The 26,165-nt window shown below is 52.0% G+C and carries 21 protein-coding genes and 4 pseudogenes; 15 read left to right on the top strand and 10 right to left on the bottom strand.

What is annotated here, in order from left to right; genetic code table 11:
• Window positions 1-2 precede the first annotated feature (2 nt).
• Entirely contained in the window at window positions 3-347 is a 345-nt protein-coding gene (locus CWC48_RS14235; RefSeq protein ID WP_100492068.1) for a helix-turn-helix domain-containing protein, read from the bottom strand.
• A gap of 136 nt (window positions 348-483) precedes the next feature.
• Here CWC48_RS14235 and CWC48_RS14230 point away from each other — a divergent pair, with 136 nt between their 5' ends.
• The 3 genes from CWC48_RS14230 (at window position 484) to CWC48_RS14220 (ending at window position 3,104) form a co-directional block, all read left to right on the top strand.
• A complete protein-coding gene (locus CWC48_RS14230) occupies window positions 484-936 on the top strand; it encodes a hypothetical protein (protein ID WP_177409489.1) in 453 nt (150 codons plus the stop codon).
• Between the two features lie 33 nt (window positions 937-969).
• A complete protein-coding gene (locus tag CWC48_RS14225) occupies window positions 970-1,347 on the top strand; it encodes a hypothetical protein (protein WP_218261616.1) in 378 nt (125 codons plus the stop codon).
• Between the two features lie 1,331 nt (window positions 1,348-2,678).
• Complete coding sequence (locus CWC48_RS14220) at window positions 2,679-3,104, top strand: tail fiber domain-containing protein (RefSeq protein WP_100492067.1); 426 nt, start codon at window positions 2,679-2,681, stop codon at window positions 3,102-3,104.
• Between the two features lie 142 nt (window positions 3,105-3,246).
• Here the strand turns inward: CWC48_RS14220 and CWC48_RS30180 are convergent.
• Window positions 3,247-3,912: pseudogene (locus tag CWC48_RS30180) on the bottom strand (transposase); the annotation flags it as partial.
• A 114-nt stretch (window positions 3,913-4,026) separates the two neighbouring features.
• On the opposite strand from CWC48_RS30180, the gene CWC48_RS30860 reads away from it, so the two are divergent.
• Window positions 4,027-4,122 carry a hypothetical protein gene (locus CWC48_RS30860; RefSeq protein WP_310053003.1) on the top strand — a complete coding sequence of 32 codons (96 nt, stop codon included), beginning with the start codon at window positions 4,027-4,029 and terminating at the stop codon, window positions 4,120-4,122.
• A gap of 789 nt (window positions 4,123-4,911) precedes the next feature.
• Entirely contained in the window at window positions 4,912-5,409 is a 498-nt protein-coding gene (locus CWC48_RS14210; RefSeq protein ID WP_100492066.1) for a hypothetical protein, read from the top strand.
• A gap of 24 nt (window positions 5,410-5,433) precedes the next feature.
• Here the strand turns inward: CWC48_RS14210 and CWC48_RS14205 are convergent, their stop codons facing one another.
• From CWC48_RS14205 to CWC48_RS14185, 6 genes and pseudogenes are all read right to left on the bottom strand, one after another.
• On the bottom strand, window positions 5,434-5,616 hold the full coding sequence (locus CWC48_RS14205) for a carbon storage regulator (protein ID WP_100492065.1): 183 nt from the start codon (window positions 5,614-5,616) through the stop codon (window positions 5,434-5,436).
• Window positions 5,617-5,661: 45 nt separating this feature from the next.
• Complete coding sequence (locus tag CWC48_RS30855; RefSeq protein WP_371857072.1) at window positions 5,662-6,525, bottom strand: methyl-accepting chemotaxis protein; 864 nt, start codon at window positions 6,523-6,525, stop codon at window positions 5,662-5,664.
• Window positions 6,517-7,272, bottom strand: a pseudogene (locus tag CWC48_RS30850) (MCP four helix bundle domain-containing protein); the annotation flags it as partial. The pseudogene CWC48_RS30850 and the gene CWC48_RS30855, both read right to left, overlap by 9 nt.
• Before the next feature lie 111 nt (window positions 7,273-7,383).
• Complete coding sequence (locus CWC48_RS14195; RefSeq protein ID WP_157806851.1) at window positions 7,384-8,181, bottom strand: EAL domain-containing protein; 798 nt, start codon at window positions 8,179-8,181, stop codon at window positions 7,384-7,386.
• Window positions 8,178-8,615: a response regulator gene (locus CWC48_RS14190; protein ID WP_157806850.1), complete on the bottom strand. Its 438-nt coding sequence runs from the start codon at window positions 8,613-8,615 to the stop codon at window positions 8,178-8,180. Before CWC48_RS14190 ends, CWC48_RS14195 begins: the two co-directional genes overlap by 4 nt.
• A gap of 110 nt (window positions 8,616-8,725) precedes the next feature.
• Window positions 8,726-12,334, bottom strand: a complete 3,609-nt coding sequence (locus CWC48_RS14185) for a transporter substrate-binding domain-containing protein (protein WP_100492061.1) — start codon at window positions 12,332-12,334, stop codon at window positions 8,726-8,728.
• 142 nt (window positions 12,335-12,476) lie between these two features.
• On the opposite strand from CWC48_RS14185, the gene CWC48_RS14180 reads away from it, so the two are divergent.
• Window positions 12,477-13,106 (top strand): response regulator transcription factor, encoded by a 630-nt coding sequence (locus CWC48_RS14180; protein ID WP_100492059.1) that lies wholly within the window; start codon window positions 12,477-12,479, stop codon window positions 13,104-13,106.
• Between the two features lie 44 nt (window positions 13,107-13,150).
• On the opposite strand, the pseudogene CWC48_RS30170 reads toward CWC48_RS14180, so the two are convergent.
• Both CWC48_RS30170 and CWC48_RS30540 read right to left on the bottom strand, forming a co-directional pair.
• A pseudogene (locus CWC48_RS30170) lies at window positions 13,151-13,456 on the bottom strand (flagellar biosynthesis protein FlhA); the annotation flags it as partial.
• A gap of 25 nt (window positions 13,457-13,481) precedes the next feature.
• Window positions 13,482-13,673, bottom strand: a complete 192-nt coding sequence (locus CWC48_RS30540; protein ID WP_256581652.1) for an FHIPEP family type III secretion protein — start codon at window positions 13,671-13,673, stop codon at window positions 13,482-13,484.
• Window positions 13,674-13,975: 302 nt separating this feature from the next.
• Between CWC48_RS30540 and CWC48_RS30160 the strand changes: the two are divergent.
• The 9 genes and pseudogenes from CWC48_RS30160 to CWC48_RS14135 form a co-directional block, all read left to right on the top strand.
• A pseudogene (locus CWC48_RS30160) lies at window positions 13,976-14,254 on the top strand (IS3 family transposase); the annotation flags it as partial.
• A 718-nt stretch (window positions 14,255-14,972) separates the two neighbouring features.
• On the top strand, window positions 14,973-15,242 hold the full coding sequence (locus tag CWC48_RS30845; RefSeq protein WP_100492057.1) for an EAL domain-containing protein: 270 nt from the start codon (window positions 14,973-14,975) through the stop codon (window positions 15,240-15,242).
• A 181-nt stretch (window positions 15,243-15,423) separates the two neighbouring features.
• Window positions 15,424-15,675 carry an EAL domain-containing protein gene (locus tag CWC48_RS14165; RefSeq protein ID WP_100492056.1) on the top strand — a complete coding sequence of 84 codons (252 nt, stop codon included), beginning with the start codon at window positions 15,424-15,426 and terminating at the stop codon, window positions 15,673-15,675.
• 273 nt (window positions 15,676-15,948) lie between these two features.
• Window positions 15,949-16,575 (top strand): response regulator transcription factor, encoded by a 627-nt coding sequence (locus tag CWC48_RS14160; protein ID WP_100492522.1) that lies wholly within the window; start codon window positions 15,949-15,951, stop codon window positions 16,573-16,575.
• Window positions 16,576-20,232, top strand: a complete 3,657-nt coding sequence (locus CWC48_RS14155; RefSeq protein ID WP_100492055.1) for a transporter substrate-binding domain-containing protein — start codon at window positions 16,576-16,578, stop codon at window positions 20,230-20,232.
• Between the two features lie 496 nt (window positions 20,233-20,728).
• Window positions 20,729-21,370, top strand: a complete 642-nt coding sequence (locus CWC48_RS14150) for a DUF1120 domain-containing protein (protein WP_100492054.1) — start codon at window positions 20,729-20,731, stop codon at window positions 21,368-21,370.
• Between the two features lie 329 nt (window positions 21,371-21,699).
• A complete protein-coding gene (locus CWC48_RS14145; protein WP_157806817.1) occupies window positions 21,700-22,332 on the top strand; it encodes a DUF1120 domain-containing protein in 633 nt (210 codons plus the stop codon).
• Between the two features lie 473 nt (window positions 22,333-22,805).
• Window positions 22,806-23,513, top strand: coding sequence for a fimbria/pilus chaperone family protein (locus CWC48_RS14140; RefSeq protein ID WP_256581651.1), 708 nt, complete (start codon window positions 22,806-22,808; stop codon window positions 23,511-23,513).
• A 32-nt stretch (window positions 23,514-23,545) separates the two neighbouring features.
• On the top strand, window positions 23,546-26,137 hold the full coding sequence (locus CWC48_RS14135) for a fimbrial biogenesis usher protein (RefSeq protein ID WP_100492052.1): 2,592 nt from the start codon (window positions 23,546-23,548) through the stop codon (window positions 26,135-26,137).
• Window positions 26,138-26,165: the final 28 nt, after the last annotated feature.

The following is a 26,165-nucleotide window of genomic DNA, read 5'->3' as shown; positions in this document are numbered from 1 at the left end:
GATCACGCTTTAAGTCGATAAACTAAACGCTCGACTAGTTCGACCACCAATTGTCTATCGGACTGATTCAAGGATGCCAATAAATGACTGATCCGACTCGCCTGGTCATCCACCAGTGGGCTCACTTCACTCAGTAAGTCAGCGGCCTCACAGCCAAAAATGTCGGCGAACTCCAAAAGCCGAGTGATATTTGGCATCACGATCCCTCGCTCAATGCGAGAAACCGCCTCGTTCCCCACCCCCAAGTGTTCTGCAACCGCCTCCTGGGTTAGCCCGCTACGCACCCGCTGTTTAGATATGGCGCGCCCTACTGTGCCCGCCAATTGCTTCTGATCAATTTCAGCCATTTCGCTCTCCCATTTCAACCTAGATGGTTGGGGATCACCTCATTGACATGAAGAACATAAAAGGTTGAAAATCACCCTTAAAGGTTGTAATTCACCCTAAAACTACACATCAGCCTCCTCGATAAGGAACATCCCCATGAATACTAAAACCCTATTAATGATGGCGCTTAGCTGCCTGGCTGCAAATACCGCCTCTGCCGGAACCAATACTTGGACCTCGGGCTGGGCGATGGGCACCGCCGAATATGCCGTGGACGACGGTAACGGCAATGAATTAGTGATTGCATGCCCCAGTGATGACGACCGCTATGTCTCCGCCAGCGCTACCGTAAATGGCCGGGGGTATAGCTCAGAAGAAGGGCGAGGTTTTGACCTCATCGTGGATGGAAAAACCTTCCATAACCCGTTTTACACAGACTGTCGTGCCTGCAGCAGCATCTTCACTCAAGAGTTCTGGGGGGCCTTGCGCAACGCCAATCGGTTGCAGTTCAGCGCTCAAGACAAGGTCTTCAACCTACCCACTCAGAACCTCAAGGCGGTCTTGCCAGCTCTGAACGACGAAAACAACAGCTGCTTGGCTGCCTGGTAACTGATCTGCCAATCATCACAAAAGGAGAATCAAGTGTCTCAACAAGGCGAAAACCCACAGAGCCGCATCAACGAAGAAGACCGTAGTACTAGCAGCATCAGCCCAGCCATGATTGGCTGGGGTGTGGCAGCGGCGGTGTTGGCAATAGTGAGTGTGACCTTCAATACCTCGTCCATGGTGTTGAGCGCAGGCTGGTTTGCTAAAGGCGTGGCCGTACTGGTCGGCGCGATTTTGGGCTGGCTGGGTGCCATGGCCGGTGATGCGATCCGTAAATTCGCTCATCCAGATGCAGTCTTCACCAATGGTGGCATCCTGAGCCTAATTTGGATCAAGGTGTTTTGGGCGGTTGGTCCGCAAGTACTTGGCTTATGTGTGGGCGTCTTCTTCGGCTGCGCCATAGTGCTGCGCTGACTCGCGGAGCCAGCCTACACCCAAGATGCCGTGCGATCGGTGCACTGTTGGTACTGGCCGGTTGTTCTGATGAACATTCACAGGCCAGAGTAGACTTCATTTCTGGATGCGTACAAAGCGGAGCGCCGAAAGCTATTGGCCAGTGTACCTTTCAGAAACTGGAGGCGAAGTACTCGCCATCGGAGCTTCGCTCAAGTAGATCGGACAACTTGCTTAGGTACGTCCTTATTGCCGCGAACGCCTGCCGTAAAGGATGATCGTCAAATTTTACAGTAAGAGTGAAGACAAGACGAACTAGCTTTATAAGTAGAAAACCTGAAGAGCCGCTTGCGTAATCCGGTTAACCCTTCAGGTTTTTTTTGAGCGTTGAGAAGCTCTTTTTCCACCGAGTAAAATTTGGATGTACAGTTCGGCGCCTGACAACTTGACTGCGAGCAGAATTATCATTAGATCATTTGATGAACTTAAAAATCCATTCAAGAATGCTAATCAAAGGCTTGAGGATGACAGCGTTTCAACACTAATATTGCTAATCACATTCAAGCTATCAACAGAAAGCGTGTTTTTCAGGATGTGTTTACTTGCATCCTGCTAGACTGCACTTAGTACGCGAGCCTTAGCCTTGGTGTGGCGTGTACCACACTGTAGGCGTAAGCCATACCGAGAGCATGGGCGTAAAGTTTCACGTCGGCATTGTAGTGGTCGAATGAGGCCGGACAACCATTTAGGCGAGAATGATCGCCAGATCGTGGTGTCAAATTACCAAACAGCGCCGCTCGTTTATTCCTGAATTCAAGAGCAGGCTGCCTACCTCGTGCTCAAATCAAACTAAAGCTAGATCCAAGCTAACTGTTTACTCGGCATTGGTGATTCAACATTGCGCCGATGGGTTGACCAAATTCAGAAAGAACATAACGACGTCACCCCCAAAGCAAGGCGCTAAGTTCGGAACAATAAAAACTCAGAAGTTGGAAGCCTGGGGCGCGCGGCTTGAGCGAGAAAAATCCACACTAAAAAAGGGCACCGCGCTCCTAATTTCAGAAGATCACGAGCGTCTGCGCTGATTGACCAACTGAGTAACCTATGAGCCGTTTTATCAACAGTGCGAGGTGCTTGATGTGCCCGCTCGCTCAACCGCTTTATTGCATAGTAACTAGTAGGCGTTCTGTTGTGGCAGCCAGCCATGCAAATCACGCTCAGAAATTTCCTACATACAGCTCTATCGGAAGAAGTTCATAATTAGTCAATGCCATTAGTCAAGTATCCATTTTGCCTAGGCATTGACGCTGTATCGTATCTTATAGCGAACAGTTCATTAAGAGGAAAATTCCATGAATATAAAAAATATGCTTTTGGGTTCCGCCGTAATTTTTTCGCTGGCAAGCTTGCAATTGTTTGATGCCCCATTCGCAGAAGCAGACGAACCGGTAATGTGTGGAGATAGGGTGTGCGCCCCACTTCCGGGTATGGGCCAAGGGTGCTGCCCGTTCAGCGATGAAAGACTCAAGCAAGACATCAAGCCCCTGCAAGGATCGGTGGACGATTTAATAAGATTACATGGAGTGTCATATGCCTACAAAATTGACAAGAAAAAAGATATAGGGCTACTTGCGCAAGATGTACAAGCCGTATATCCAGAAATCGTTCATGAAACCGACGGTTACAAGCGAGTTGATTATGAAAAGCTGGTAGCTCCACTTATTGAAGCAATTCGCGAACTCAATCAGCGATTGAAGATGTTGGAAGAAAAAGGCTAATGTCCTCAGGCTAGCTGTTTGCTCTGAACTAGCACGGCCCTGCGATTGAGTTGCAGGGCCAAACTCGGATGCAATGCTACAGGTAAAATTTTGGTAAGCGCTCCATATACCCCACCGACGTCAAGATGGTTGGGGCGCTTAGCTAGTCCACCAGCGAGCAGTTCCACGGCAACAGCGCTTCGTAATCTTCAAACGAGGTTGCCAGCGGCAACCGTTCTAATGCGTGGCGCAGCGACGCAAAGGGCTCTTGATCGTTGGCTTAGGCAGTCGTGATCAGGCCATAGAGTTTAGTACTTGCCCTATCGCCTTTGGACGGCCAGTTCTCTCTTCTGATCACGAACGGCCTGGTCGCACGTTAGGCCGCGTTATTGTCGATTGGCAAGTGCACTTCTTAGACGAACCGTTCGAGGCTGTACCAGCTACTCGCTAAGTAGCTGATGGCTTCGCCCTGGGCGCTCTGAGACGAAATCGTGGCTGTGTCTTTTCTATCCTTTTTTTTAACTGAGCCAGCACCGGCAGGCTTCGCTCATGCAGACCAACTTCAAGATTTGCTCGCCAGCATATTTCAGATAACGCTCTACGCCACAAAGCTTATTGATAAGTTTCAGTGCGATATCAGCCCCTCCCGTCTTGCCTTTCGGTGCACTTTTTGCATCTCAACAAACTTGCGCCTTGCGTGCGCCCAGCAGACCTACCGTTCGACTCCGGCCAGCGCGCCAAACGCGTTATAACCGGCGTAATCATCGGTCAACACGTAGCCACGATACCCATCAAGCAGGCGTATCGGCACCTCATGCGCGCGGCCAGTTCGGCACCAATGACAACTGCCTGAACCTCAAAGCCAATAACCTGGCCAACACGAAGTACACACCGAGATGTCACTTGCCGGATCATAGATGCTGACTTTGCCAGAAAAAGCTCGATGATCAACAAGAAATCAATGCTGTTGCAGTCGGGGATCTCGCTGATCAAGCAAACCGCTCAGATGCCAGGAATGATCATGTCGCTTCTGGGCTAAGTCACAACGCTTCAATCGATAGAATGCCACCCCGGGACAGGCCCCGAACGGATTAGGGAGTTTTTTTGGCCTAGCGAAAAGACCAGCGGCGTGGCACTTAAGAAATTTCTTGCATAAAACGCACGGACAAAGTGGAAAAATTCTACTTCCAAACTCGATAACTCCCCGAACCTTTATGAACATACCCTTTGCGGACATTAAGACTGGTCACCCGGAGCAATCAGCGTATTTCTGCGCGGTGCATTACAAGCTGATCCTGTTCAAAAGTGAAACCAGCCACAGCATCGGCCAGAGCCTATCAGGAGGTTGCCTGCCGGAGTCTCTGGTTCAGTACCCGGCCAAGTGAATGACCGGCAAGCACTGATCGCCCATGCCTGGAACGACAGCGTGGTAGGTCCGGCAGCCTCAATCAGCAGGCCTATACCTGCGCAAGATTTTCGGCGACGAAAAAGAACGGCAGATTACGCAGACCGTCGCACGACGTGACTATCGGTTAAACCGGCACTCCTGATAGCCGCACAGGCTGAGCACAACGCGGCGACGACCGATGTGCAACCGGCGGAAACCAGCGTACCGACGTCAGGTTTGGGCGACCAGCTTAAGTGGACCATGGGCATGATGTCAGCGACGGTATTGATGGGAAATTCCATTACCTCCCTGCCCAATCAACTCTATGCGAGCCGCTGGCAAGTCGATGAAAACAGTGTGGTGTATGTGGAAACCCGCATGTGCGGATAATGGAGAGCCTATGCGCTGGAAAACAGTAGCGGGCAAATGGAAGGAAAACTCATGAAGCTCAGTACTTGGTTATTTTGCATCTCGCTCACCTGTACCAGCGTTTCCGTGTTGAGCTGCGAGCAGGTATTGAATCAGCAAAAGAAAGTCGCTGAGCCTTCGTTCATGCACTCTGGGTTGGCAGTCACACTCGACAATGTACGCAGCGTGCGCACCGCGACCCTGGACGGTATGCCAGCAATTCATATAGTGGCGGGTTCAAATCGCCGAAATGTGCTTCACATCACGCTCCTCAAGGCTTTTCTGCGCGAAGGTTGCGTGTCGATGAACCGCGCTCAAATGCAAGCACACTGGCATCGCCTCGATTACCGTCTTTCTGATGGGCATCCAACCGAAGCTGATGTGGTCATCAGTTCGGTTACGCCTGAGGAGGTTATCATTAAACTGTCGGCTACCCTGGTCTCTCCGATGACAGGGAAATACTTGAAAGTGTCCCCGTCCGTCCTAGTGATCCGGGGCCCTCTTCTTGATGCGGTGACGTCCTCACACTGAATGGTCGCTGGTAAGTCCTGGCTGCTATTTTTTGGGCGTTTTACCTACTATTTCCTTCCGCAGGATCAGAACGCTATGAGGCGCGGTAAATGCCAGCTTCGCGCTGTTATTATTTTGAGTGTTCACGATCTTGACTTTGATGTTCCCGTCGATTGAAAGCTGCGTGGTCAGGTCGATTGTGACTTCCCGCTTAGAGTACTGAGTCATGGTGTGTCCTCATGAAAGGGTGGGAGCTCGAGGTAAGGCTTTGCGTCAAATCACAAACTTGGAAATCATCCTGTTCAGGTCCACGGCCAGGCTGGACAGCTCATGGCTGGCAGCCGTGGTTTGATTGGCCCCGGCTGCGGTTTGGGTCGAGAGGTCGCGGATATTCATCAGGTTACGGTCGACTTCCCGCGCCACCTGGGCCTGTTCTTCCGCCGCGCTGGCGATGATCAGGTTGCCTTCGTTGATGGTGTTGATCGCCTGAGTGATACGCTCCAGGGACACGCCGGCGCTGTGGGCCAGGGTAAGGGTGGACGCCGCTCGCTCGTTGCTGCTTTGCATGGCGGATACCGCTTGCGTTGAGCCCTGCTGCACTCCCTTGACCATATGTTCGATTTCCTGGGTCGAGTGCTGAGTGCGATGGGCCAAGGCGCGTACTTCATCGGCCACTACGGCAAATCCGCGACCGGCTTCTCCAGCGCGTGCCGCTTCAATAGCCGCGTTTAGCGCGAGCAGATTGGTTTGCTCGGCGATAGCGCGAATCACATCAAGCACTTTGCTGATGTCTTGCACGCTAGCGGCCAGTGTCTGGATTTCACAGGTGGCCGAAGTGACTTCTTCCGCGAGCATGGAAATAGATTCGACGGTTTGCAGAACATGGGCGCGGCCATCTGTCGCCATAAGATCACCTTCACGCGACGCATCCGCGGTGGACACCGCATTGCGGGCTACCTCATCCACGGCGGCGGTCATTTGGTTGACGGCAGTGGCGGCTTGCTCGATCTCGCCGTTTTGATCATGCAGGGCGCGGGTAGATTCTTCGGTTACCGCCGATAACTCTTCAGCCGCCGACGCCAATTGGTTGGAGGAGTCGGTAATCAGATGGATCGTTTCACGCAGGTCTTCCTGCATTACACTCATTGATTGGAGCAGCTGGGCAGGCTCGTCCCGACCGTCTATTTCGATCCGCACAGTCAGGTCGCCCTTGGCGATTTTTTCGGCGATTCCGACCGCCTGGTGCAACGGCTGCACGATGCTGCGGGTAAAGGCGCTGGCAAGCGCCACGGTGAGGATAACGGCCAGGACGATAGCGCCCATCACCCAGTTGATCGACTCCTGGAACGTCGCATCGGATTCGTCCGCCGCTTCTTGCGCCTCTTTAATATTGATGTTCAACAGGTTGACCAGCTCAAGGCTGAGTGCATCGCCTTGCCCGTTGAGCTCACTATTCATAAGCAAAATAGCGGACTGGAGATCACCCTGTTTAGCTAAGGCCAGCACTTGATCTTGAACGCGTGTGTAATGGGTTTGGACGGTCTTCATCCGTTCAAAGCTGCTGCGCTCTTCATCGGTAGCAAGGTTGCTGGCATACAGTTCAGTTGCCTTTTGAATGGCCACGCGACTATCGGCGATTGCAAACTCGTTTGTGGTGTCCTGGCTCGCTTGTTTGGACAGCAATGTGCGCATCATCTTCAACCGTAGGTCGGCGACGGCGCGCTGGACGTCTTCGAGGGCAAGAATGCTCGGTAGCCACTTCTTATCCACCTCATCGGACTTGTTCGACATCTCGTGCATTTGGAACAGCGAGAGGCTGCCCAACAGCACGACAATCAGGCCCATCAAACTGAAACCTGCGGCCGAGCGCAGGGCTATCTTCATGTTTCTTAAAAGCATGGTTTCACCGATTCAATAAAAGTTTGGCGTATGGCTGTTGCTATTCGTTTGCGTAGGGGCACAGCCCGTGGTTACAGGCCGTCGTGGGGGCGCGTATCAGGGGGGGGGCAGGCTCAGGAGGCGGCGGCGAACCGTCGATAAGTAGTCCTGGAACACTTTGTTGAATAACCAGACCAAAAGCTTGGTGGCGGGCATGGGCATGGCGAAGTAATAGCCCTGGCCCAGCCTGCAGCCCAAGTTAATCAACTGGGTGCGCTGCTCCTGGGTCTCGATCCCTTCGATCACTACGTCGATGCCCAGGGCGTCCGCTATTTGCAGGGTGCTGGTAATCGCCACGCCGCTGCGGGAAGTTGCATTCAGTTCCCGTACAAACAGGCCGTCCAATTTGATCTCGTTGAATGGCAGCGTGCACAAGCGTTGCAGCGAGGAGTGACCGGCACCGAAGTCATCGATGGACAGGACGCAACCGAGCATGCGCAAGCGCACCAGGTTCTCCAGGTTCATCGGCGTCAACGTCTGGGCATCAGTTTCCGTCATCTCAAAACACAGGCATGTACCAGGCGTGTCAAATGCGCGCAAGCGCGTGCTGACGGCGTCGAACAAGCCCTCGCTGGCCAACTGGAACGTTTGGATATTGATCGAGAACTTGAAGTCAAAGCCGTAGGTTTTTGCTTGTTGGCGAAAGTGCAGGCATTGGTCGATTTGCTGATGCAGCAAGCGGTCGAGTAAGCCCAAGCGCTCGAGTGTGGGTAGAAACCGCGAGGGGGATAACAGCCCCAGGCGTGGATGATTCCAGCGGGCAAGTAGCTCCAACGAGTCGACCTGAAGGTCCTGCAGGGTAAACTTGGGCTGGTAATACACTAGGAACTGACCAGCTTCTAATGCATGGATCACTTCTGCGTCGCTGACGGAGGCGGGTGCAGCCCCCCCGACAAAGAAGGCAGGACGTAATGCTCCAGCAGCCTTTTCAAGTTGGGCGGGCGGGCATTTTTGGCCAGTTCTCCTAGCAACTGCATTCCGAGCAGCTTGACCATCTGGCCGATGGTTTGCAGAAGGTCCGGTGCCAGATCGCTGCTGATGATCACAGCATGGGCCAATTGCCGCTGGCCTGCCTCGCGCAGAAAAGAAAGGCCATCCATGCCCTCCATGCAGATATCGCACAGGGCTATATCTACCGCCCCCTGCTGCTGCAACGCCGTCAGCGCCTCATTGCCGTCAGCGGCCTCAATGACGTGCTGGCAACCCAATTCGCGCAGGCTACGCACAAACGCATGACGTAGCAGGGGTTGAGCTTCAAGGACTAGGATCCTCAGCGTAGATAGTGACACCGGGATGCCTCCGTAAAGTAACGGTGACTAGCTTGGTGTGTTTCGGCGCCGATTTATCGCGGGTATTTCTTACAACCCTGCAAGAAATTTCTTAAGGTGGTTACCTTCCACTACTTTAGCCAGCTCATCAGCCGTTGCAGATGATTGCCCATTTCCTCCGCGGCGCGGCTCAGTTGTGCATTACTGCCCTGTTGCAGGCAAGCGGCCTCAAGGTTTTCGCAGGTGATCAGCAGCGCGTCAAACCGCACCAGTCGCGCGCCGCCTTTGAGCTGATGCGCCAGTAGTAGCAAGGCTTGCCGATCGTCTGCGGCTAGCAGGTGGCGGAGATCTACCTGCGCGCGATGGCTGCTCTCCAGCAGCTCCGAACACAGGCGTTGCAGTGTCGGGGCGTCGTGGCCTGCCAGTTCATTGAGGCGTTCATACAGCGCGTCGCGGGTCAGTTCGTCAGGCATACCAGCGTCGAAGCTGACGTGATACAAGCTCAGCAGGCGGGCGTTCAGTTGTTCCAGGCTGATGGGTTTGAACAGGCAGTCATCCATCCCGACTTGCTGGCAACGCTGGCGCTCCTCAGGCACGGCATTGGCGGTAAAGCCCAGCAGCAGGCACGGCGGTTCATTACGCAATTGTTCTTGTTCGCGAATTGCTCGGGCCAGTTGGTAGCCATCCATGTTGGGCATATTGCAGTCGGTGATGATCACATCGAACGGCTGTTCATTCCACAGGGCCAAAGCCTGGACTCCATCACTGGCCTCGCTCACTTCGTGGCCCAAGTAGGTCAGTTGCCGCGACAGGACAATCCGATTGGCCACGTAGTCATCGACGATCAAGATGCTCATCAGTGGCGTCGGCTTGGTTGGCACCATGACGTGTGGCACCGCGACGCAGCCCGCAGCCCCATCAAACACCGGTACCCGTACCGCGATGACCACTTGCGTCCCCGTGGCGGCTTCGCTGCTCAGCGTAAGGCTGCCCCCCATCATATCCACCAGCGTTCGGCTGATCATCAATCCCAGGCCTGAGCCTTTATTGGCCGTCTCGTAGGACGCATTGACTTGGCTGAACGGCATGAACAACCGTTGTTGGTCGGCCGCTGCGATACCGATGCCGGTGTCCGTGACTTCAACCCGTAGCAACATAGAATCTTCGTCATAGTCGGCGCTCATGCACACTTGCACCGTACCCTGGGCGGTGAATTTGATTGCGTTGCTCAACAGGTTTGCCAGCACTTGCTTGAAACGCATGGGATCGATCAGCACGTCGGGCATCGGCTGCGAGCCGATATCAGCCTGCAGGCGCAGGGACTTCTGCTTCGCCGGACCGTCGAAAATACGCACCACCGACATCACCAGATCGCCAGGATTGCAACGCTCCGGTGTGATGCTAAGTTGCCCGGATTCGACCCGTGCGATGTCCAGGATGTCGCCGATCAAATCTAGCAGGCCCTTGGCCGCATCGGACGCCACTTCGATCGCCACTTGATCGAAAACCCCTTGCTCGGCAGCTTTCGACGCCATCTCCAGCATACCAATCACTGCATTCATGGGCGTACGGATTTCATGGCTCATGGTGGCGAGGAATGTGGTCTTGGCGCGGTTGGCAGTATCCGCCTCAGTCTTGGCCGCATGCAGCTGATGAATCAGGCGCTGGCGTTCGCTGACATCGATCCAGCCACCTATCAAACCTTTAACCTGGCCGTCGCTGCCGCGAAAAGGCAGCATCCAGTGATAGATCGTCAGCACTTGGCCGGAGGCTGAGATCAGCAGGCGGTCCTTAAAGGAGGGTTCGCCACTGTGCATGACATCGAGATAGTCCTGGTGATATTCATCGGCCTGGACTGGGTCTGACAACAGGCCTTGAACCACTGTGGTGCCCAGCAGGTAGGAGCCATCCTGGACATTGAACGTGTCGAGGTAGGCCTTGTTACAGAGCAACAGGTTGGCGTCGCGATCTCGCGCGTATATTGGATGCGGCGTGCCGTTGATCAGCACGCGCTCGAACTCGAGCCTGTCAATGAGTGCGCGTTCTGCAAGCTTGCGCTTGAAGACTTCGCGACGCAGGGACGTGATCCAAACGAATATCCCGACGATCACCAGCACGGTGGCGATCAGGACCGCCGTAATGGTGTCATGGTGCCGCTCCCAGTAACTGTCTTCCAATACCACCGCGCGGCGCCAGCGACTGGCAACTTCGTCCAGCTCCTCGGGAGGAATGCTCAGCAACGCTTTGTTGAGGATCGAAAGGAGTTCGGGGGCCGTCTTGCTTACGGCAAAGGCCACTTGTCCGCCCTGGGTGCCGATGGTGGAGACGACTTTCAAGCGGTTCGGATATGCCCTGGCGATGATGTAGCGAGCAGTGGTCAAGGAGCTGATAACAGCGTCCACGCTGCCGCCGGCCAAGCGTTCAAACGCGCGGCTGTAATCCGCGACCTCTACTAACTGGATGCCAGGAAAATCACGACTAATCGTTTCCCGATAAGCGTTACCTTCGACAATCGCCAGCTTTTTTCCAGCCAACTGATTCAAGCTGCGGGGAGCAGTCTGCTCGTCCCGGACCACCATGACCAATGGCGCGGACAGGTAAGGCCGCGTAAAGCTCACGTCTTGTTCGCGGTCGGCACTGGGGGACAGGGCTGGCATCAGGTCATAGTCGCCCGCTCGCAATGCGCCAATCATGGCGTTGACCGATGAGCCTTGTCCCACCTCGAACGTGATGCCGGTGCGCAAGCTGATCTTACCCAGTACATCGGCACTCAGGCCGCGAAAGTTGCCCTGCTCATCGTTATAAGTGAATGGCAGGAAATTTTTGTTGAACAACACCTTCGGTCGCGGGTGTTGTTTGAGCCATGCCTGCTCCTGCTCGCTGAACACGATCCGTTGCATGCCCGCCAAATTCGGGGCTGCGTTGCCCCAACGATGAGCGATCGCCCTGCGCTCCATGGCCGGGATGCTGTCCAGGGTCGTGTTGATTATACGCAGCAGGCGTGGGTTATCCTGCAGCATTGCGAACGAAAAACTGCTCACTTTCAGGGTTGGGTAATTAATGATTTGCAGCGTGTTCAGGTAGCTCTTATTGATTAAATAGCTGGCGCTGACACTATCGCCAAGATACAAGTCGGCATCGCCAAGTGCTACTGCACCGATGGCATTGAGTATCGAGGGAAAAAGCAGAAGTTGGCTCTCTTGATAGTAGGTTTTGACGGTGCCCAAGGCCAGATAATGATCGACCATGGCAATTTTTTTTCCTGCAAATGAAGTGTTCGCGATGCTGTACTGATCCGCAGGTGCAACCAACGTGGGCTGGTCCAGGGTATAGGGTGTTGAAAGTACCAGGCCGGGGATGGCCGATTCAAAATCATTGGCAGTCCCGATCACATCAATGCGATGGTCTTTAAGTGCTTGAATAAGCGCGGCGCGGTTAGGGTAGCTGAGTATCCGAACGTTGATATTTAGAATATGACCGATCAGTACTGAATAATCGGCCGTGATTCCTTCGAACTCCTGATTATAAGTGGTGATATCAAATGGCGGATAATCAGGACGGGAGACGCCGATTCGCAATACTTTGTTGTTGGCCAGCCACTCTCGATCGGGCTTGCTCAATGCGACACCACCAGGCTCGACCACGGACCTTCCGAGGATACTCAACTCCAGCGAGGCTTCGCTGGCAGCAGCGCTGACAATGCAGAACAGGGTTAGAAGGCCGATCCACAAAAACTTCAACGGGCGATTCCTTTCTAGCGGTAATCCAGGCTGCAGATACAGCAGTGATTTGTCCGGGCACTATTGCGAGCGTCGCGCCAGTGATATCGCAATGGTATCATGGTAGTCTCACCACTTAGTTTTTGCAGTCGGGGATATATGAATGGCATACCGGGTACTGATCGTTGATGACCATCCTTTTATCCGCATGGCGGTGCGCTCCCTGCTGGATCAGCATGGTTACGAAGTTATCGCCGACGCTTCCAATGGGGTCGATGCAGTCAGTTTGATACGCCAGTATGTTCCAGATCTGGTGTTATTGGACATTACGATGCCCAAACTGGATGGGATTGCGGTGATTAACCGGATTAGAACCCTGAAATTACCGACCAAGGTCATCGTGCTCACATCGTTGGCTTCTGATTATTACGCGCTGCGCTGCATCAAAGCCGGCGCCTGCGGTTTCATCTCGAAAAGCGATGACCTAGACTTACTCTGTGAGGTCATGAAAGTAGTCATGAAAGGGCTTGTCTATTACCCCGAAAGTGTCAATGTCTCGACCCGAAAAAGCGATTTGATGGCCCGCGAGATGGAGTTGATTGCATCGCTGTCGGATCGCGAGTTGTCTGTACTGCTACAACTGTCACGGGGGATGAGCAACAAAGACATCGCGGAAAATATCATGCTCAGCAGCAAGACCGTCAGTTGTTACAAGGCGCGCTTGATCGCCAAACTCAATGTTAAATCCGTGGTTGATCTGGCCGATCTGGCGCGCCGCAACAGTTTGATCTGAAGTGCGGAGCCCAACGGCCTTAACGCATCCGTCGTGGCGCTTTTTCCCAGGGTGCCAATGATCTTCATACTGACATTTCCGGTATCTCTTCCTGCGGCAGCGTATGCAAGCCAGGATTGAACACCCGAGCATAACTGGCGAGCAACGGCCGCAGTTGCGGAGTCACAGTCAGCACTGGCTGATGACCATCCTTACGTAGTTTTTCCTTCAACGTAGGCATCGCGTTCTGCAATTGATCAAGCAGGCTGTGCTCTCCCCGAACGGTGTGCAGACTGACCGTTCCGGCTTGCTGGCGCTGCTCAAGCGCCGCGCAAGGTGTAATGCAACGCATTGTCGAGGACAAAGACCCCTCGCTTCTGCAGGCTGCCGACATCATCATGTTTGAAATATGGGCCAGGTTGTCGCGAGTGACTTTACTACAATGAAGTTGATGATCATCAGTATTAAGAAAACATTAGTGCCGACGACAAAGTTGCCGCCGATCAGGACATCACCAAGTGCCTCGATCCCCTTACCCGCCGCCCCCGTATCGGTGGGCTTCGAGCGGCCTAATACGCGTCGATGCAAAGTTCAGAGTCAGGTGCAGTAGGAGGGTGATCAGGAAGATTGAGGGGAAGAACAAAAGCCCACGGGACTCTTGGATGACACGCTGACCATCACCACCAGAATGGCCGCGGAATGTGGATAGTATGGATATCCATCAGCACCATCAAAAGAATGACTAGTAGAGTTCCGATGCGACCGCTGCGCAAGGCCTGTAATAGGTGGTGCAATAGGCTCATAATTACGCCTTGTTCGCCATGCGTTGGCGTGTCGACGCATAGACTCTGGATAAGGCGCTACAGCATTCCGACCCAGGCATGAACTAAAGCAGCTGCGATTGGCGCAGCTTTTTGAAGGCAGACAATTTGGCTGCCAGCATGAGTCACCGAGGCAACTGTCATGACAACGTCCTGGCAGAGAGCTCTTCCCAGCATCTAAAACGGGAACGAATAAAACTGAAAATCTACAACTCGCGGCAAGATGCTAATAGTGATGTGTTCGATTACATGGATATGTTCCACACCGTAAACCCCCGCCGCGGCTTCAACAATCAGCTGCCACCGGTAGAGTTCGAAAAACGGTGCGTACTGAGCTTGCAAGGTGTAGAGAACCCGGTACGATTCAATACTCTATTAAAAGCGCTCAAGACCTTGCGGGCACCTGAGCCGCCTCACGCTAAATAGGCGAAAAAGCATAATTTCACATCTGCATAGCTGCTCAAAGTGGTGAAGCCCCCCATGACAAGCGCAATGTTTATCGAATTACTGCCAAAAAGCCCGCCTCAGTACTTCTTCTTAGCTTAGCCCGGCTAACGCTCTAGGAAATTTCCTACACACCGCCAGGAAGAGACCATCTCATGTGAGTCCTCTTAATCTGTCAGCATGAGGTCGTCCCGTAAGGCCATGGCAGCCGATTGAAGATTCCTCGCATCCTTGTCCTAGAACCCAAATCTATCCACCGCAGTCCAATCATTAGTAAGCTGGAGCAACTGAGCGTAGTAGACGTTTTATAAGCAGATAATAAAAAAGACGCGATGGCCTTAATAAGGCTGCGAGGAGTCGTTGAAGTTACGATCTACGACGCATCCCATGGAAGCATCGACTATCTGGCTTTACTACGCCGTGCTGGACAGTTTGGCCTGGTGAGAGCGGTGATCTTGTTTGACGAAATAAATTCAGAGTCTTATCGCAAGATAGAGCAGATAGCTTTCTTGTCGGGATTGGAGCTCTTAGCAGCTTTAAGAAAGCCTGTGCAGCTTACAGCACTGCAGAAAGCCCTGCGAAGATACAACGGGAGGTGGCCGTTAAATTACGCTATTGAAAAATCATTCACGAGCAGCCGAGTGAAGGCGATGTTCATCGCGGACTCGCTTTAAGCCAATTTATTGCTTACTTTCAACCCCATTGCGCGCTCGGTAGCAGAGCCGTGATCGGCGCGGAGGTATTGGCGCGATGGCAGCATCCAACAAGAGGGCTGCTTCTCCCTGAAGATTTTTTAGCCGCCATAGCGGCCTATTACCTGTTAGATGAGGTAACAAAACAGGTATTCGTGCAAGGGACGCTTTTACAAGCAAATCTATGCCGACTGGGCTGACACCTTGGGCTCGCGTTCAATTTGCACGCTTCGCAACTGATACACGATGGATTAACAAAGCACAATCAGAGCTTGATCCACCACGAACTATCCGATGCGGACTTTACTTTGGAGTTCGCAGAGAATGGTCTTTTGGATATGCAGGCGTCTGCAAATGTCGGTTTGATTCGATTGCAAATCGATGGGATGTCGTATGGCGTTTGACGATTTTGGAATCGACTTTTCGTCACTGAAATTACCCTACCAGTTGCCTTTTACCCAAATCAAGCTAGATAGCGCATTCGCAAAGGATTTTCAAAAGCCGGAAAATAAAGCTGTCATAAACAGTTCCTTATCGCTAGCCAAGTCTTTGAGCATGGATTTGACCATCGAAGGTGTAACAAATCAACTGGAGCACGAAGCACTGTTAAATATAGGCTGTGTCTATGGGTAAGGTGGTTACTATGGCGGTCCTATGATAGCAAGTGCTTTCATACCGTGGATCATCGTCACAAATCGAAGAGGCTATTTCATGGGACGCCAATGCCTCCCCCAGAGTTCAATAAAACCGTCGTGTTTCTTGGGGTTGGATAAATAAATCAAACAGCGATTGCAACACGTTTGCGCACAGGCTATGCAGAGATATCTGTACGGCTCAATCAAAAGCCGCCACTGTGTTTGCATACACATTCCTTCAACCACCCCCAGCGCCATCGCAGAGATCCTAATGTATAAAGCCATGATTGTTGATGACCACCCGCTTATCCGCGCCACGATGAAAATAATTCTCAAACAAGAGAGTTTCGAAATTGTCGCCGAGGCTGATAACGGCGCAGATGCAGTGCAACGCGCTCGTGAACACGTGCCAGACTTGGTTATTCTCGATATTTCCATGCCCAAGCTTGATGGTCTGGAAGCATTAACTAGAATTACAGCTTTAGGGCTACCGATAAAGGTCCTTGTAGTGACTTCTCAATCGCCTGTATTTTACGCTATGCGCTGCATGAAGGCCGGCGCAGCGGGCTATGTGTCAAAAAGTGATGAGCTCGGCGACGTAGTCAAAGCGATCAGCTCTATCATGTCTGGTTACACGTTCTTCCCGAATCTAACGATTAATTCAGTGCGCAGGGATGATGTCGAGGCCTCGGAACTGAAGCTTATCGAAAGCTTATCTGACCGTGAGTTGGCCATTCTGCAGCAACTTGCATTGGGCTGGAGCAACAAAGAAATTGGCGACGCAATGTTGCTGAGTAATAAAACAGTTAGTACCTACAAAACTCGTTTGATTGAAAAGCTCAATATGAAATCACTGGTACACCTTTCTGATTTCGCAAAACGCAACAATTTGATCTGAATGAGCATATTCAGTCGGGTCTTTCTGGTGCTCGCATGCCTTGCTTGCACCACAACGTTCAGCGCACCCATAGCTATCGGCGCAGAAAAACTAGAGCTCTACGGCCGCTCGAAGGTCGATGGCTATAGCGTCAGGCTCAATGAGTCCGATTGGCGTTGGTTACGACAAAAAGGGACGCTGCGCCTTGGCTATTCACAGCCAGATTATCCTCCATTTGACATTGCTTCCAAGACATCACTCGAAGGCATAAGCGCAGATTTCGCCGTTCTAATATCTGAACTGCTGCACGTCAAAATCGAAGTGCAACGTTATGACTCCCGTGAAGAGGTGATTCAGGCGTTGAAATCCAAACGTGTTGATCTCTTAGGGACGGCCAATGGTTATGAAGGCGCTGATCCTGAATTGCAGTTGTCCGATCCCTACGCACAGGACCAGCCGACCCTAGTGACTCGTAGCGATGAGCCTGAGAAACTGGTCCCAAGCCTAGCGGGTAAGCGAGTGGCCATGCTGTATCACTACCTACCGCTCAGTGCTGTGAGGGCTTTCTACCCTGATGCGACTATCAAAGTCTACCCCTCGATTTTGAGCGCTATTGGCGCGGTTGCTTTTGACCAAGCAGATGTCTACCTCGGCGACTCTATCAGTGCTAACTATCTAATAAATAATGACTTTCTGAACAATGTTCAACTCGCAGATTTTTCATTACTGTCGAGCAATAATTTCTCCTTCGCTGTTGTCCGCTCTGATCAGCGTCTGCTGCGCATACTCGACGCTGCCCTTAACGCGATCCCGACCAATGTTAGTGCGACGATACTGCGCCGCTGGAGCGCAGGGGGCAGCGGTTTAAGAGTCAATGATAGACCGCAGTTTACAGCTGCAGAACAGGCCTGGTTGGATAGCCACCCGCGTCTAAAGGTAGTTATTAACAGTGACTTCCTGCCGCTCACGTTTTTGGACAGCTCAGGTAAATTTCGCGGTATCAGTGCGGATGTCCTGGCAAAAGTCAGTCTTCGCACCGGACTCAGATTCGATGCTCATTTAGGGGGCTCGGCTCTTGATCTGATAGACCAGGTGAAAACCGGGGAAGCCGACATAATTGCTGCGTTTACCGCCAGTGATGAGCGCGAGAACGACCTGCACTTCACGCGAGCCTTCCTGAGCACGCCATTAGGGCTTGTTACCCGAGTCGGAACCGACCAGCCGGCAACAATGGCGGATCTTTCCGGCAAAAACGTAGCGTTGATCCGCGGTAACTTCGCTAGAGGATATATAGAGCATAACTACCCACAGGTTCGTATTGTCGAAGCTGACAACGCTACCGACGCCATGGCGTTGGTAGCGCAGGGCAAGGTCGATGGGGCAGTCAACCCCCTCATCAGCGCACGGTACATGATTTCTCACGCCTACCGGGGCCAGTTGCATGTCACCTCAACCGTAGGCATTTTCCCTGCCCGAATGAGTTTTGCCACTAGCCGAGGCGCCCTGGAACTCAATTCAATTCTCGATAAAGCGCTGCTGAGCATTTCACCTGAAGAAATGCTGGAATTGACCAATCGCTGGCGCAGCGAGGTAGTGGTTAACGACAGCTTTTGGTTGAAAAACCGCTCCATGATTATACAGGGCGTAATCGTAGCTGCCGTATTACTGGGAGTAGCGCTGTTATGGATTGTCTATTTGCGCCGGTTGATCCGCCAACGCCAGGTAGCTGAGTTGGCGTTGAGCGATCAGATAGAGTTTATGCGTGTACTAATCGACGGTACCCCACACCCGATTTATGTACGGGATCGCTTGGGACGATTGGTAAGTTGTAATTCTGGATATCTTGAGGCTTTCAAGGTCAGCCGCGATTCGGTGGTTGGAAAAACACTATTGGAAAGCGTCTCAATGCCATCGGCTCAAGCGCTTGAATACCATAGTGAGAGCTTGCAGGTAATGGACGAAGGTGAGCCTCGACTGGTTGATCGAGAGCTAACTATGACTGATGGCAGGACATTGATGATTTATCATTGGATGCTGCCCTATCGCGGGAGTGACGGTAAGATAATTGGTCTTATAGCCGGTTGGATCGACATCACTGAGCGACATAGGCTGCTCGAGGAACTACAGGTTGCGAAAGGTGCCGCCGAAAGCGCGAACAAAGCCAAAACGACTTTTCTAGCTACCATGAGCCACGAGATTCGGACGCCAATGAATGCCGTAATCGGCATGCTTGAACTGGCCATGAAGAAGGCTTCACAAGGGGTTCTGGATCGCCTGGCTATTGAAGTGGCCTCCAATGCTGCACGCGGCTTGTTGGATTTGATTGGTGATATTCTCGACATTGCCCGGATTGAGTCCGGGCACCTATCGTTAGTACCAGAGCGAGCCAACCTGCAGGAATTAGTGGAGTCAGTTGCACGCATCTTCGAGGGTTTGGCCAGACAGAAACGTTTACAGCTGGTTCTCGACATTGACGTGGATTACCGTCGCGATGTACTGATTGATCCTTTGCGATTCAAGCAGATCCTGTCCAATTTGTTGAGTAATTCGATCAAATTCACCAGCGAAGGTGAGGTACGGCTTTGCCTACAGGTCCTTCCTGAATCCGATCAAGCGTTTAAAGCTATTCGTATCGTTGTAGAAGACACCGGAATGGGTATTTCCACCGAGGATCAACAACGCCTGTTCAGCCCTTTCGTTCAGGGCACCAACAACAACCAGTCGGCGCGCAGCGGTTCGGGACTCGGATTGGTAATCAGCCGTACGCTCTGTGAGATGATGGGGGGTGGGTTGTACCTCAGCAGCGAGTTAGGCAAGGGTACGCGGGTAGAAGTGGTGTTCAGTTTGCCTGTACTGGAGCCACTTGCTCATTCCGACGCAACTATCCTTGAGCCGGCGTCACAGACGCAGGTTTTGAACGTGCTCGTGGTTGATGACTACCCGGCCAATCGACTATTACTTTCCCAGCAATTGGCTTACCTCGGCCATAAAGTCACCGATGCCCAGGATGGAGCCCGCGGGCTTCGAGCATGGCGTAACAATCATTTCGATGTTGTCATCACCGACTGCAATATGCCCGTTATGAACGGCTACGACCTAGCTCGGGCTATTCGCGACGATGAGCGAGCTAGAGGCGTGCCGCCGTGCGTCATTCTTGGCTTTACAGCAAACGCGCAACCTGATGAGAAAAGCCGTTGCCTGGAAGCTGGCATGGACGATTGTCTGTTTAAGCCTACCAGTCTTGAAAGCTTGGGCGTCCACCTTAATTCTGTGCATCCGGACATGCAGTTCATGCTGACGGGGCAAGAGCCTCTCGCCGTAGCGGGCGCTATCGATCTGACAAGTCTGGAGCAGCTTACCCGTGGGGACGCTGGATCTTTGAACGCATTGCTACTCGATCTGGCAAAAAGCAACGATCAGGATTTGATCAGGCTGGGAGAAGTCGCCGCAGAGGCAGACCATCAGGGATTGGATGACCTTGCTCACCGAATCAAGGGTGGCGCGCGCATCATCAAAGCGTCGGCCCTGATTAGGGCATGCGAGCAACTGGAGGAAATTTGTGGACTGTCTGAGATTGACCCTTCTACTCTCACCCATTCAATCGACGAGTTACGGCACCAAATGCAAGAATTGGCCGCGACCCTGCAGCAGCACTTTTGTAAGCTAGACAGGCGCTAAATTGTTTATTCACAACAGTCCCGAGATGGTGCTGCTTTCGCAAGCCTCCCACAAGTCATAGGCTGTCTCGGGAGGTCAGCAATCCAGCATCATCAAATGTTTGTCCAAGGCTTCAAGTAGCACCACGCATAACGTCCGGCTATTTTACCCCTCCTGCCGCCTCCCTGACGGCACTGGCGAAAGTATATTCGAATCCGCTACCCGCGCCGCCACGCTCAGAGCGCCGTTAACCCAAGCGACGAAAATACGTCCGTAACCGCAGAAGCCGGCAACAAGAGGGTTGCTATCGCACGCTGGAACCCAAATTACCTTTCAGGACTTTCAAATAACTCTCGTCAGGAAATTTCCTACAAAAGCTTCGGCCGTTTCGCGTAGGCCGTCTCCCGAGGCTCGGCTAACCTACGCTAAAGGTTAAAGAGTTGAAATACAGGTTCCGTACTCATCTCCATTCCTTAAGTTGTCCCCTAAATACTTATCACTCGGGTGAATCGTCTTGATGTTCAAATCTAAAGCTCTTCTGACTATGCTAACGCTTGCGAGCGCTAGCTCAGTATTTGCTGCAGCTACCGCTGATTTGCGTATAACGGGCACCGTTACCCCTGCTGCATGCACGCCAGTGTTTGCGAATGGTGGTGTGCTTGATTTTGGCAATATTGCTGCGGGAAGTTTGAAATCCACAGACTATACTAGTCTTCCACCCCGCGAGATAACCTACACAATTACGTGTAATGCGCCAATTGCCATCGCTACAACTTGGGTAGATAACCGCGCCGACTCTGTTGGTCCTGACTTCGTCCCAAATCATGACTTTGGACTTGGAAAGCAGGGCGCCGCAAATATTGGTGCTTACACTATGGCCCACATTGGAAGCCAAACGTCAGCAGACGGCTCTACGGTTGACCTGATCATTGCTAACACAGGTTCTTCAGTTTGGGCTAATAACTCATCAGGAAACATGCAGGTTATGCGTAATACGATGGTCTCCTATGCTCCGACAGGCACTTTAATACCCGGAGCGTACACCACTTATTCTGGAGCGTTGACCGTGCCAGTAGTACTTAATCCAATGAACACGTTGGACGTAACCACTCAGATTGATCTTGACGGTCTTGCTACTATGGAGGTGGTTTATCCTTAATGCGTAGCTATCAACTATGAAAGTAACTGCAGAGAAATCTGCGTTGCTCAATAGTGCCTGCTTGTAATATCTCGAGGGCCCTGCGGTGTAGCAATATCGGCAATGTTGGCCTTTACGTGTAGGGCTTTCTATGTGGACAAGCAAACTATAAATACCTTTAAGTAGGGCTGATAGTGCGCCTCGCTATCATTGCTACGCCAATACTGTCTTGCCAACAGAAGCGCACTATGTGAGGTTTGCTAGAAAATCTCCGACACTTTCGCGTATAACGCCTCCAAGAATCGTACTTAAATATTCTTAGCTAAATATCTATACATAGGTACCTTATGATGCTGATTAATTCTAAAGCTCTTCTAGCCGCGCTGACGCTCGCTAGCGCAAGCTCAGCCTTCGCTGCTGCAACCGCTGATTTGCGGATAACTGGCACCATTACCCCTGCTGCATGCACGCCGGTGTTTGCGAAAGGTGGTGTGGTCGACTACGGCAATATCGCGGCGGAAACTCTTTCCTCAACAAGCATAACCAAGCTTTCAAGAGAGTATTTAACATACACAATTACATGTGATGCACCCGTTGCTATCGGTACATCTTGGGTCGATAATCGAGCCGATGCCGGCGGTAACGGCTCCGATTCTTTCGGACTTGGGAAGCAGGGATCGAAGGACATAGGCTTTTATCAAATACGGCATGTAATTGGCATAGCGAACGCAGATGGCGCAGATGCTGACAATGTCTACAGTGAGGCAGGCTCTGCCTGGAAACGTTACAATAACGAGTGGGTTCGCTCAGACAATGGTCAGATAGTTTCCTTCGCCCCTACCGGCACCTTAACCCCCTTTGCTTATACCACTTATTCTGGGGTCTTAGAGATACAAGCATCTATTTTTGAAGCAAACAGTTTGGATATGACCTCTGCGATTGATTTTGACGGCCTAGCTACCATGGAAGTGGTTTATCCTTAAAGCGTAGCATATCAACTATGCAACTGTAGAGAAATCGCGTTGCTCAATAGTACCTGCTTTTAATATCTCGAGAGCGCTGCAGCGTAGCAATCTCAAGGCGCGCTATCACGAATTTTGGTTGATACGCGCGCTGTGCACGCAGAGCGTGGCCACACTTGGCTTTTGCAGGCATGTGAGCCAGCTAATCGAATGTTGAAACCTCCAACCGAAGCCATCGCTGGGAAATTTCCTACAAGCGCTTGGGCCGATTCATACCGACGCAACGGCCACATTCACATATATTACTTTCATCAGCGGCGGCCGAAGTGATAAGTAGTTTAACTCACAACTAACAATTTCTGAAGCTTCGACACTTACTTAGCACATACTGTTCCTCAATAGTCTTTAAGCATGTGCTTTCCTATGTATCGAAGCAGGCTGACGCTTTTTAAAGCCGAATATCCGGTAAGTCATAATCGCGTGTGGAGAGTCCCTTGAGTAATTCAAAAATCACTAGCATTGTAATTTTTTTCTTGTCCTTCATGTCTGTCAGCACGTTTTCCAGCGCAGCTGGTATGGTGCCTGAAACCTCTGTAGTCATGGTAAAGGTCGCCGACGGAGAAGGCACTATCAATATTACTAACACCGACAGTAAAGCAGCGCTGTTATACACTTCGCTTGAAAATTTGCCTGAAGATAATGAAAATTTTTTAGTGGTTACGCCTCCGGTAGCGCGAGTTGAAGCAGGCGAAAAACAGTTGGTTCGGTTTATCATTCAATCTCAGGCCCCAATCACTACCCAACGTCTTAAGCGCGTAACTTTCGAAGGTATTCCTCAAAAAAGCTCGGATGGAAAACCGACTGTTGGCGTTACAGTTCGCCAAAACCTTCCCGTTCTGATTACCCCAGCAGACTTGCCTGAGAAATCAGACCCTTGGACCTTTTTGACGTGGTCAGTTAATGGTCAGACACTGACAGTTAAAAATGACAGCCGCTACATCGTTCGTCTAAATCAGCAAGTGAACATCTTACCTGCCGACATCAAACTCGCGTTGCGGCGTATGTATATTTTACCCGGCGAAGTTGAGACTTTGCAGCTTCCATCTGGCAGCTCGGTTACAGCTGACTCCACCATTCGTATCTATCCAGTCAGCGCTTACGGTTACGGCAACAAGCCTTTCGATACGGTACTCAGCAAGTAACTTTAGTCTTAACTTCTCAGACAGTAGATTTCATGACCCTCATACCTACGAAGGTGTATGCCGCGCGAGAGAAAATGCGCACCGTTAGCACGTCCATACCGGTCCCTCAGCTAAAACCGCTGATACTGCTGATAGCCGGCTTGTTGGCCTGGGAATCACAGGATGCTACGGCGGCTAATGTTGGCACCGCTCCTACCGACAACTCGAAGTTGACGGGTGTGAATGATGCCTTGTTCGACGTAGACATGCTGAAAAGTCGCGGTTTGGACTCCAAGGTCGCTGATTTCTTCAGTAAGGCTCCACGTTTTAGTCCTGGAACGCGTCGCGTCGGTCTGCGCGTCAATGGCAACGAGCGCGGGACTGTGGATGCGACCTTCAATGGTGACGGACAGCTGTGTTTTAACGCTGCCTTAATGGATCAGGCCAACCTGATCCTTCCAGACGGCCGCTATGAGTTGGTAGGGGATAAAGGGGGTTCGGATAATGCCTGCTTCGATTTCGTTGCCGCATTTCCGCAGACTGAAATCGAATTGCGCCCAGCCCGAGAAGAAATTTCGCTTGTGGTCAGCACTGACGCGTTGCGCCCATTGAGCGAAGACCTAGGCACCTATCATAGCGGGGGCACTGCTGGCCTGATTAACTATGAGGTTCTGGGCCAGAACAGTCAGTTTTCCGATGGAACGAACCGTTTCTATACTGCCAATACCGAGTTGGGTTTCAATGCCGGCGACTGGCTTGTACGCAGTCGGCAGTCGCTCACCGTGCAAAATGAGACTCGCAATTTCCAGTCGCTCTACACGTACGCGCAGAAGACGTTTGTTCCTTACAAGTCGACCTTGCAAGCTGGCCAGATCAATATCCGTAATTCGGTCTTTCCGGGGGCCGCTATCACGGGTTTGCAGGTAACTCCAGATGCTGGTCTGGAGGGGAAGGACCTGGGTGGCGCCACGGTGGAAGGCATTGCTCAAAGCCAGGCACGTGTCGAAGTTCGTCAAGCTGGCGCGCTTATTCATACGTCATTGGTGCCCGCAGGTCCCTTCAAGCTACCTAACGTTCAAGTGCTCAACGGTTTCACCGATCTTGATGTGCGGGTCATTGAAGCCGACGGTCAGCAACGTAGCTATACGATTCCCGCTGCGTCACTGGCTAACGTGTCGATGAGCGCTCCGGGGTATTCGATGGCGGCCGGCAAGGTACGAACCTTTGAGAGTGATCAAATGGATTCTCCGTTGGTCGTCACTGGCAGCGGAGGCTGGCTGTTGAGCCCTACCAGTAAGCTATCAAGCGGCCTCATGATCAGCTCCAATGATTACCAGGCGATAGCGTGGACTTTGGACTCAAGTTTGACGCCCTCTACTTCGGTCAGTTTTCGTAATACGGCGTCTAGATCAGGCGAGGAAAAGGTCGTGGGTACCCAGGCAAGCGTAAGCCTCAATACCAGCCTTGCGAAGAATGTAAGCGCAGGCGTGAACGCTACCACGCAGACCCGGGGTTTTCGCGATCTTCTTGACACAACCCAGGTTCCGGCAGACGGCTATATCAGCGGGCTTAGTCAAAACCAGTATGGTTTTTCCTTGGGCTGGAGTGATGACTTGTTTGGAAGTGTTACTGCAAGCTATTCCGCCTCGACCTCGTTTGGCGGTCACCAGACACGCAGTGTGAGCGCTGCGTGGAATAAAAACTTTAAGCACGCGAACGTCAGTATAAATGTTGAACGAAGCCTGGGTGAGACCGGCTACGACGACGACTACCTGAACCGAGGGCGAACCCGCAGTATTAATAATGCCAACGGCGATACGGCGGTCTACGTCACCGTAAGCGTCCCACTCGGCAAAAGCCGTGGCGTTCGCAGTTACGCGAACAAGCGAAACGGTAATACGCGTTTCGGCGTAACGCTGAACGATTACAGCAATGATGTGGCGACTTACAGCATCAACGCTGAGCGTGACACACTTAACAGGCAGCAGGATTTATCGGGTAACGTGAATATGATTCCGCGTTATACCCAAGTTAACCTAGGTTATGCGAAAAGCGGCTCAGAAAGCACCAGCTATACCGGACAAATTCGCGGCGGCGTCGCCGTTCACGAAAATGGCTTGACGTTTTCGCCTTATCAACTGGCAGACACGTTCGGCGTCGCTAAAGTCGGCGACGTTTCTGGCGTAAAGATTAATACACCTAGCGGTCCGGTTTGGACTGACCGATGGGGCAATGCGGTGATCCCACAAGTTAATGCATACCAGAACACACAGATTGAATTGGAAACAAAAAGCCTGCCGCGCAACGTCGATATTCAGAATGGTTTCAAAGCGGTAACTGCAGGGCGTGGTTCAGTCAGCAAGCTAGATTTTCCGGTCGTAGTCTCCCGTCGAGCATTGCTACAGGTTACTGATGACAACGGCCACCTGCTTGGAAAAGGTAACTCTGTCCTGGACAGCAAGGGCAACTTTGTCACGACGGTCGTCGAAGATGGCAAAGTATTCTTGACGAATGGACAACTGAGCGAACCATTGTCTATCAGTTTAGGTGATGGAAAAAGCTGTGCGATTCATTACCAGCTGCCAGTTGAGCCTGATTTAAAGGTTTATTTTGAAAACACTTCCGCTACCTGTACTGCGATTTGATAGGCCTCTTCTTAATATTTCAGGAACA

Origin of the sequence: Pseudomonas sp. S10E 269 (assembly GCF_002798465.1) — a bacterium.
Lineage (GTDB): Bacteria > Pseudomonadota > Gammaproteobacteria > Pseudomonadales > Pseudomonadaceae > Aquipseudomonas > Aquipseudomonas pergaminensis.
This window is presented reverse-complemented; position numbering and strand designations above follow the sequence as displayed.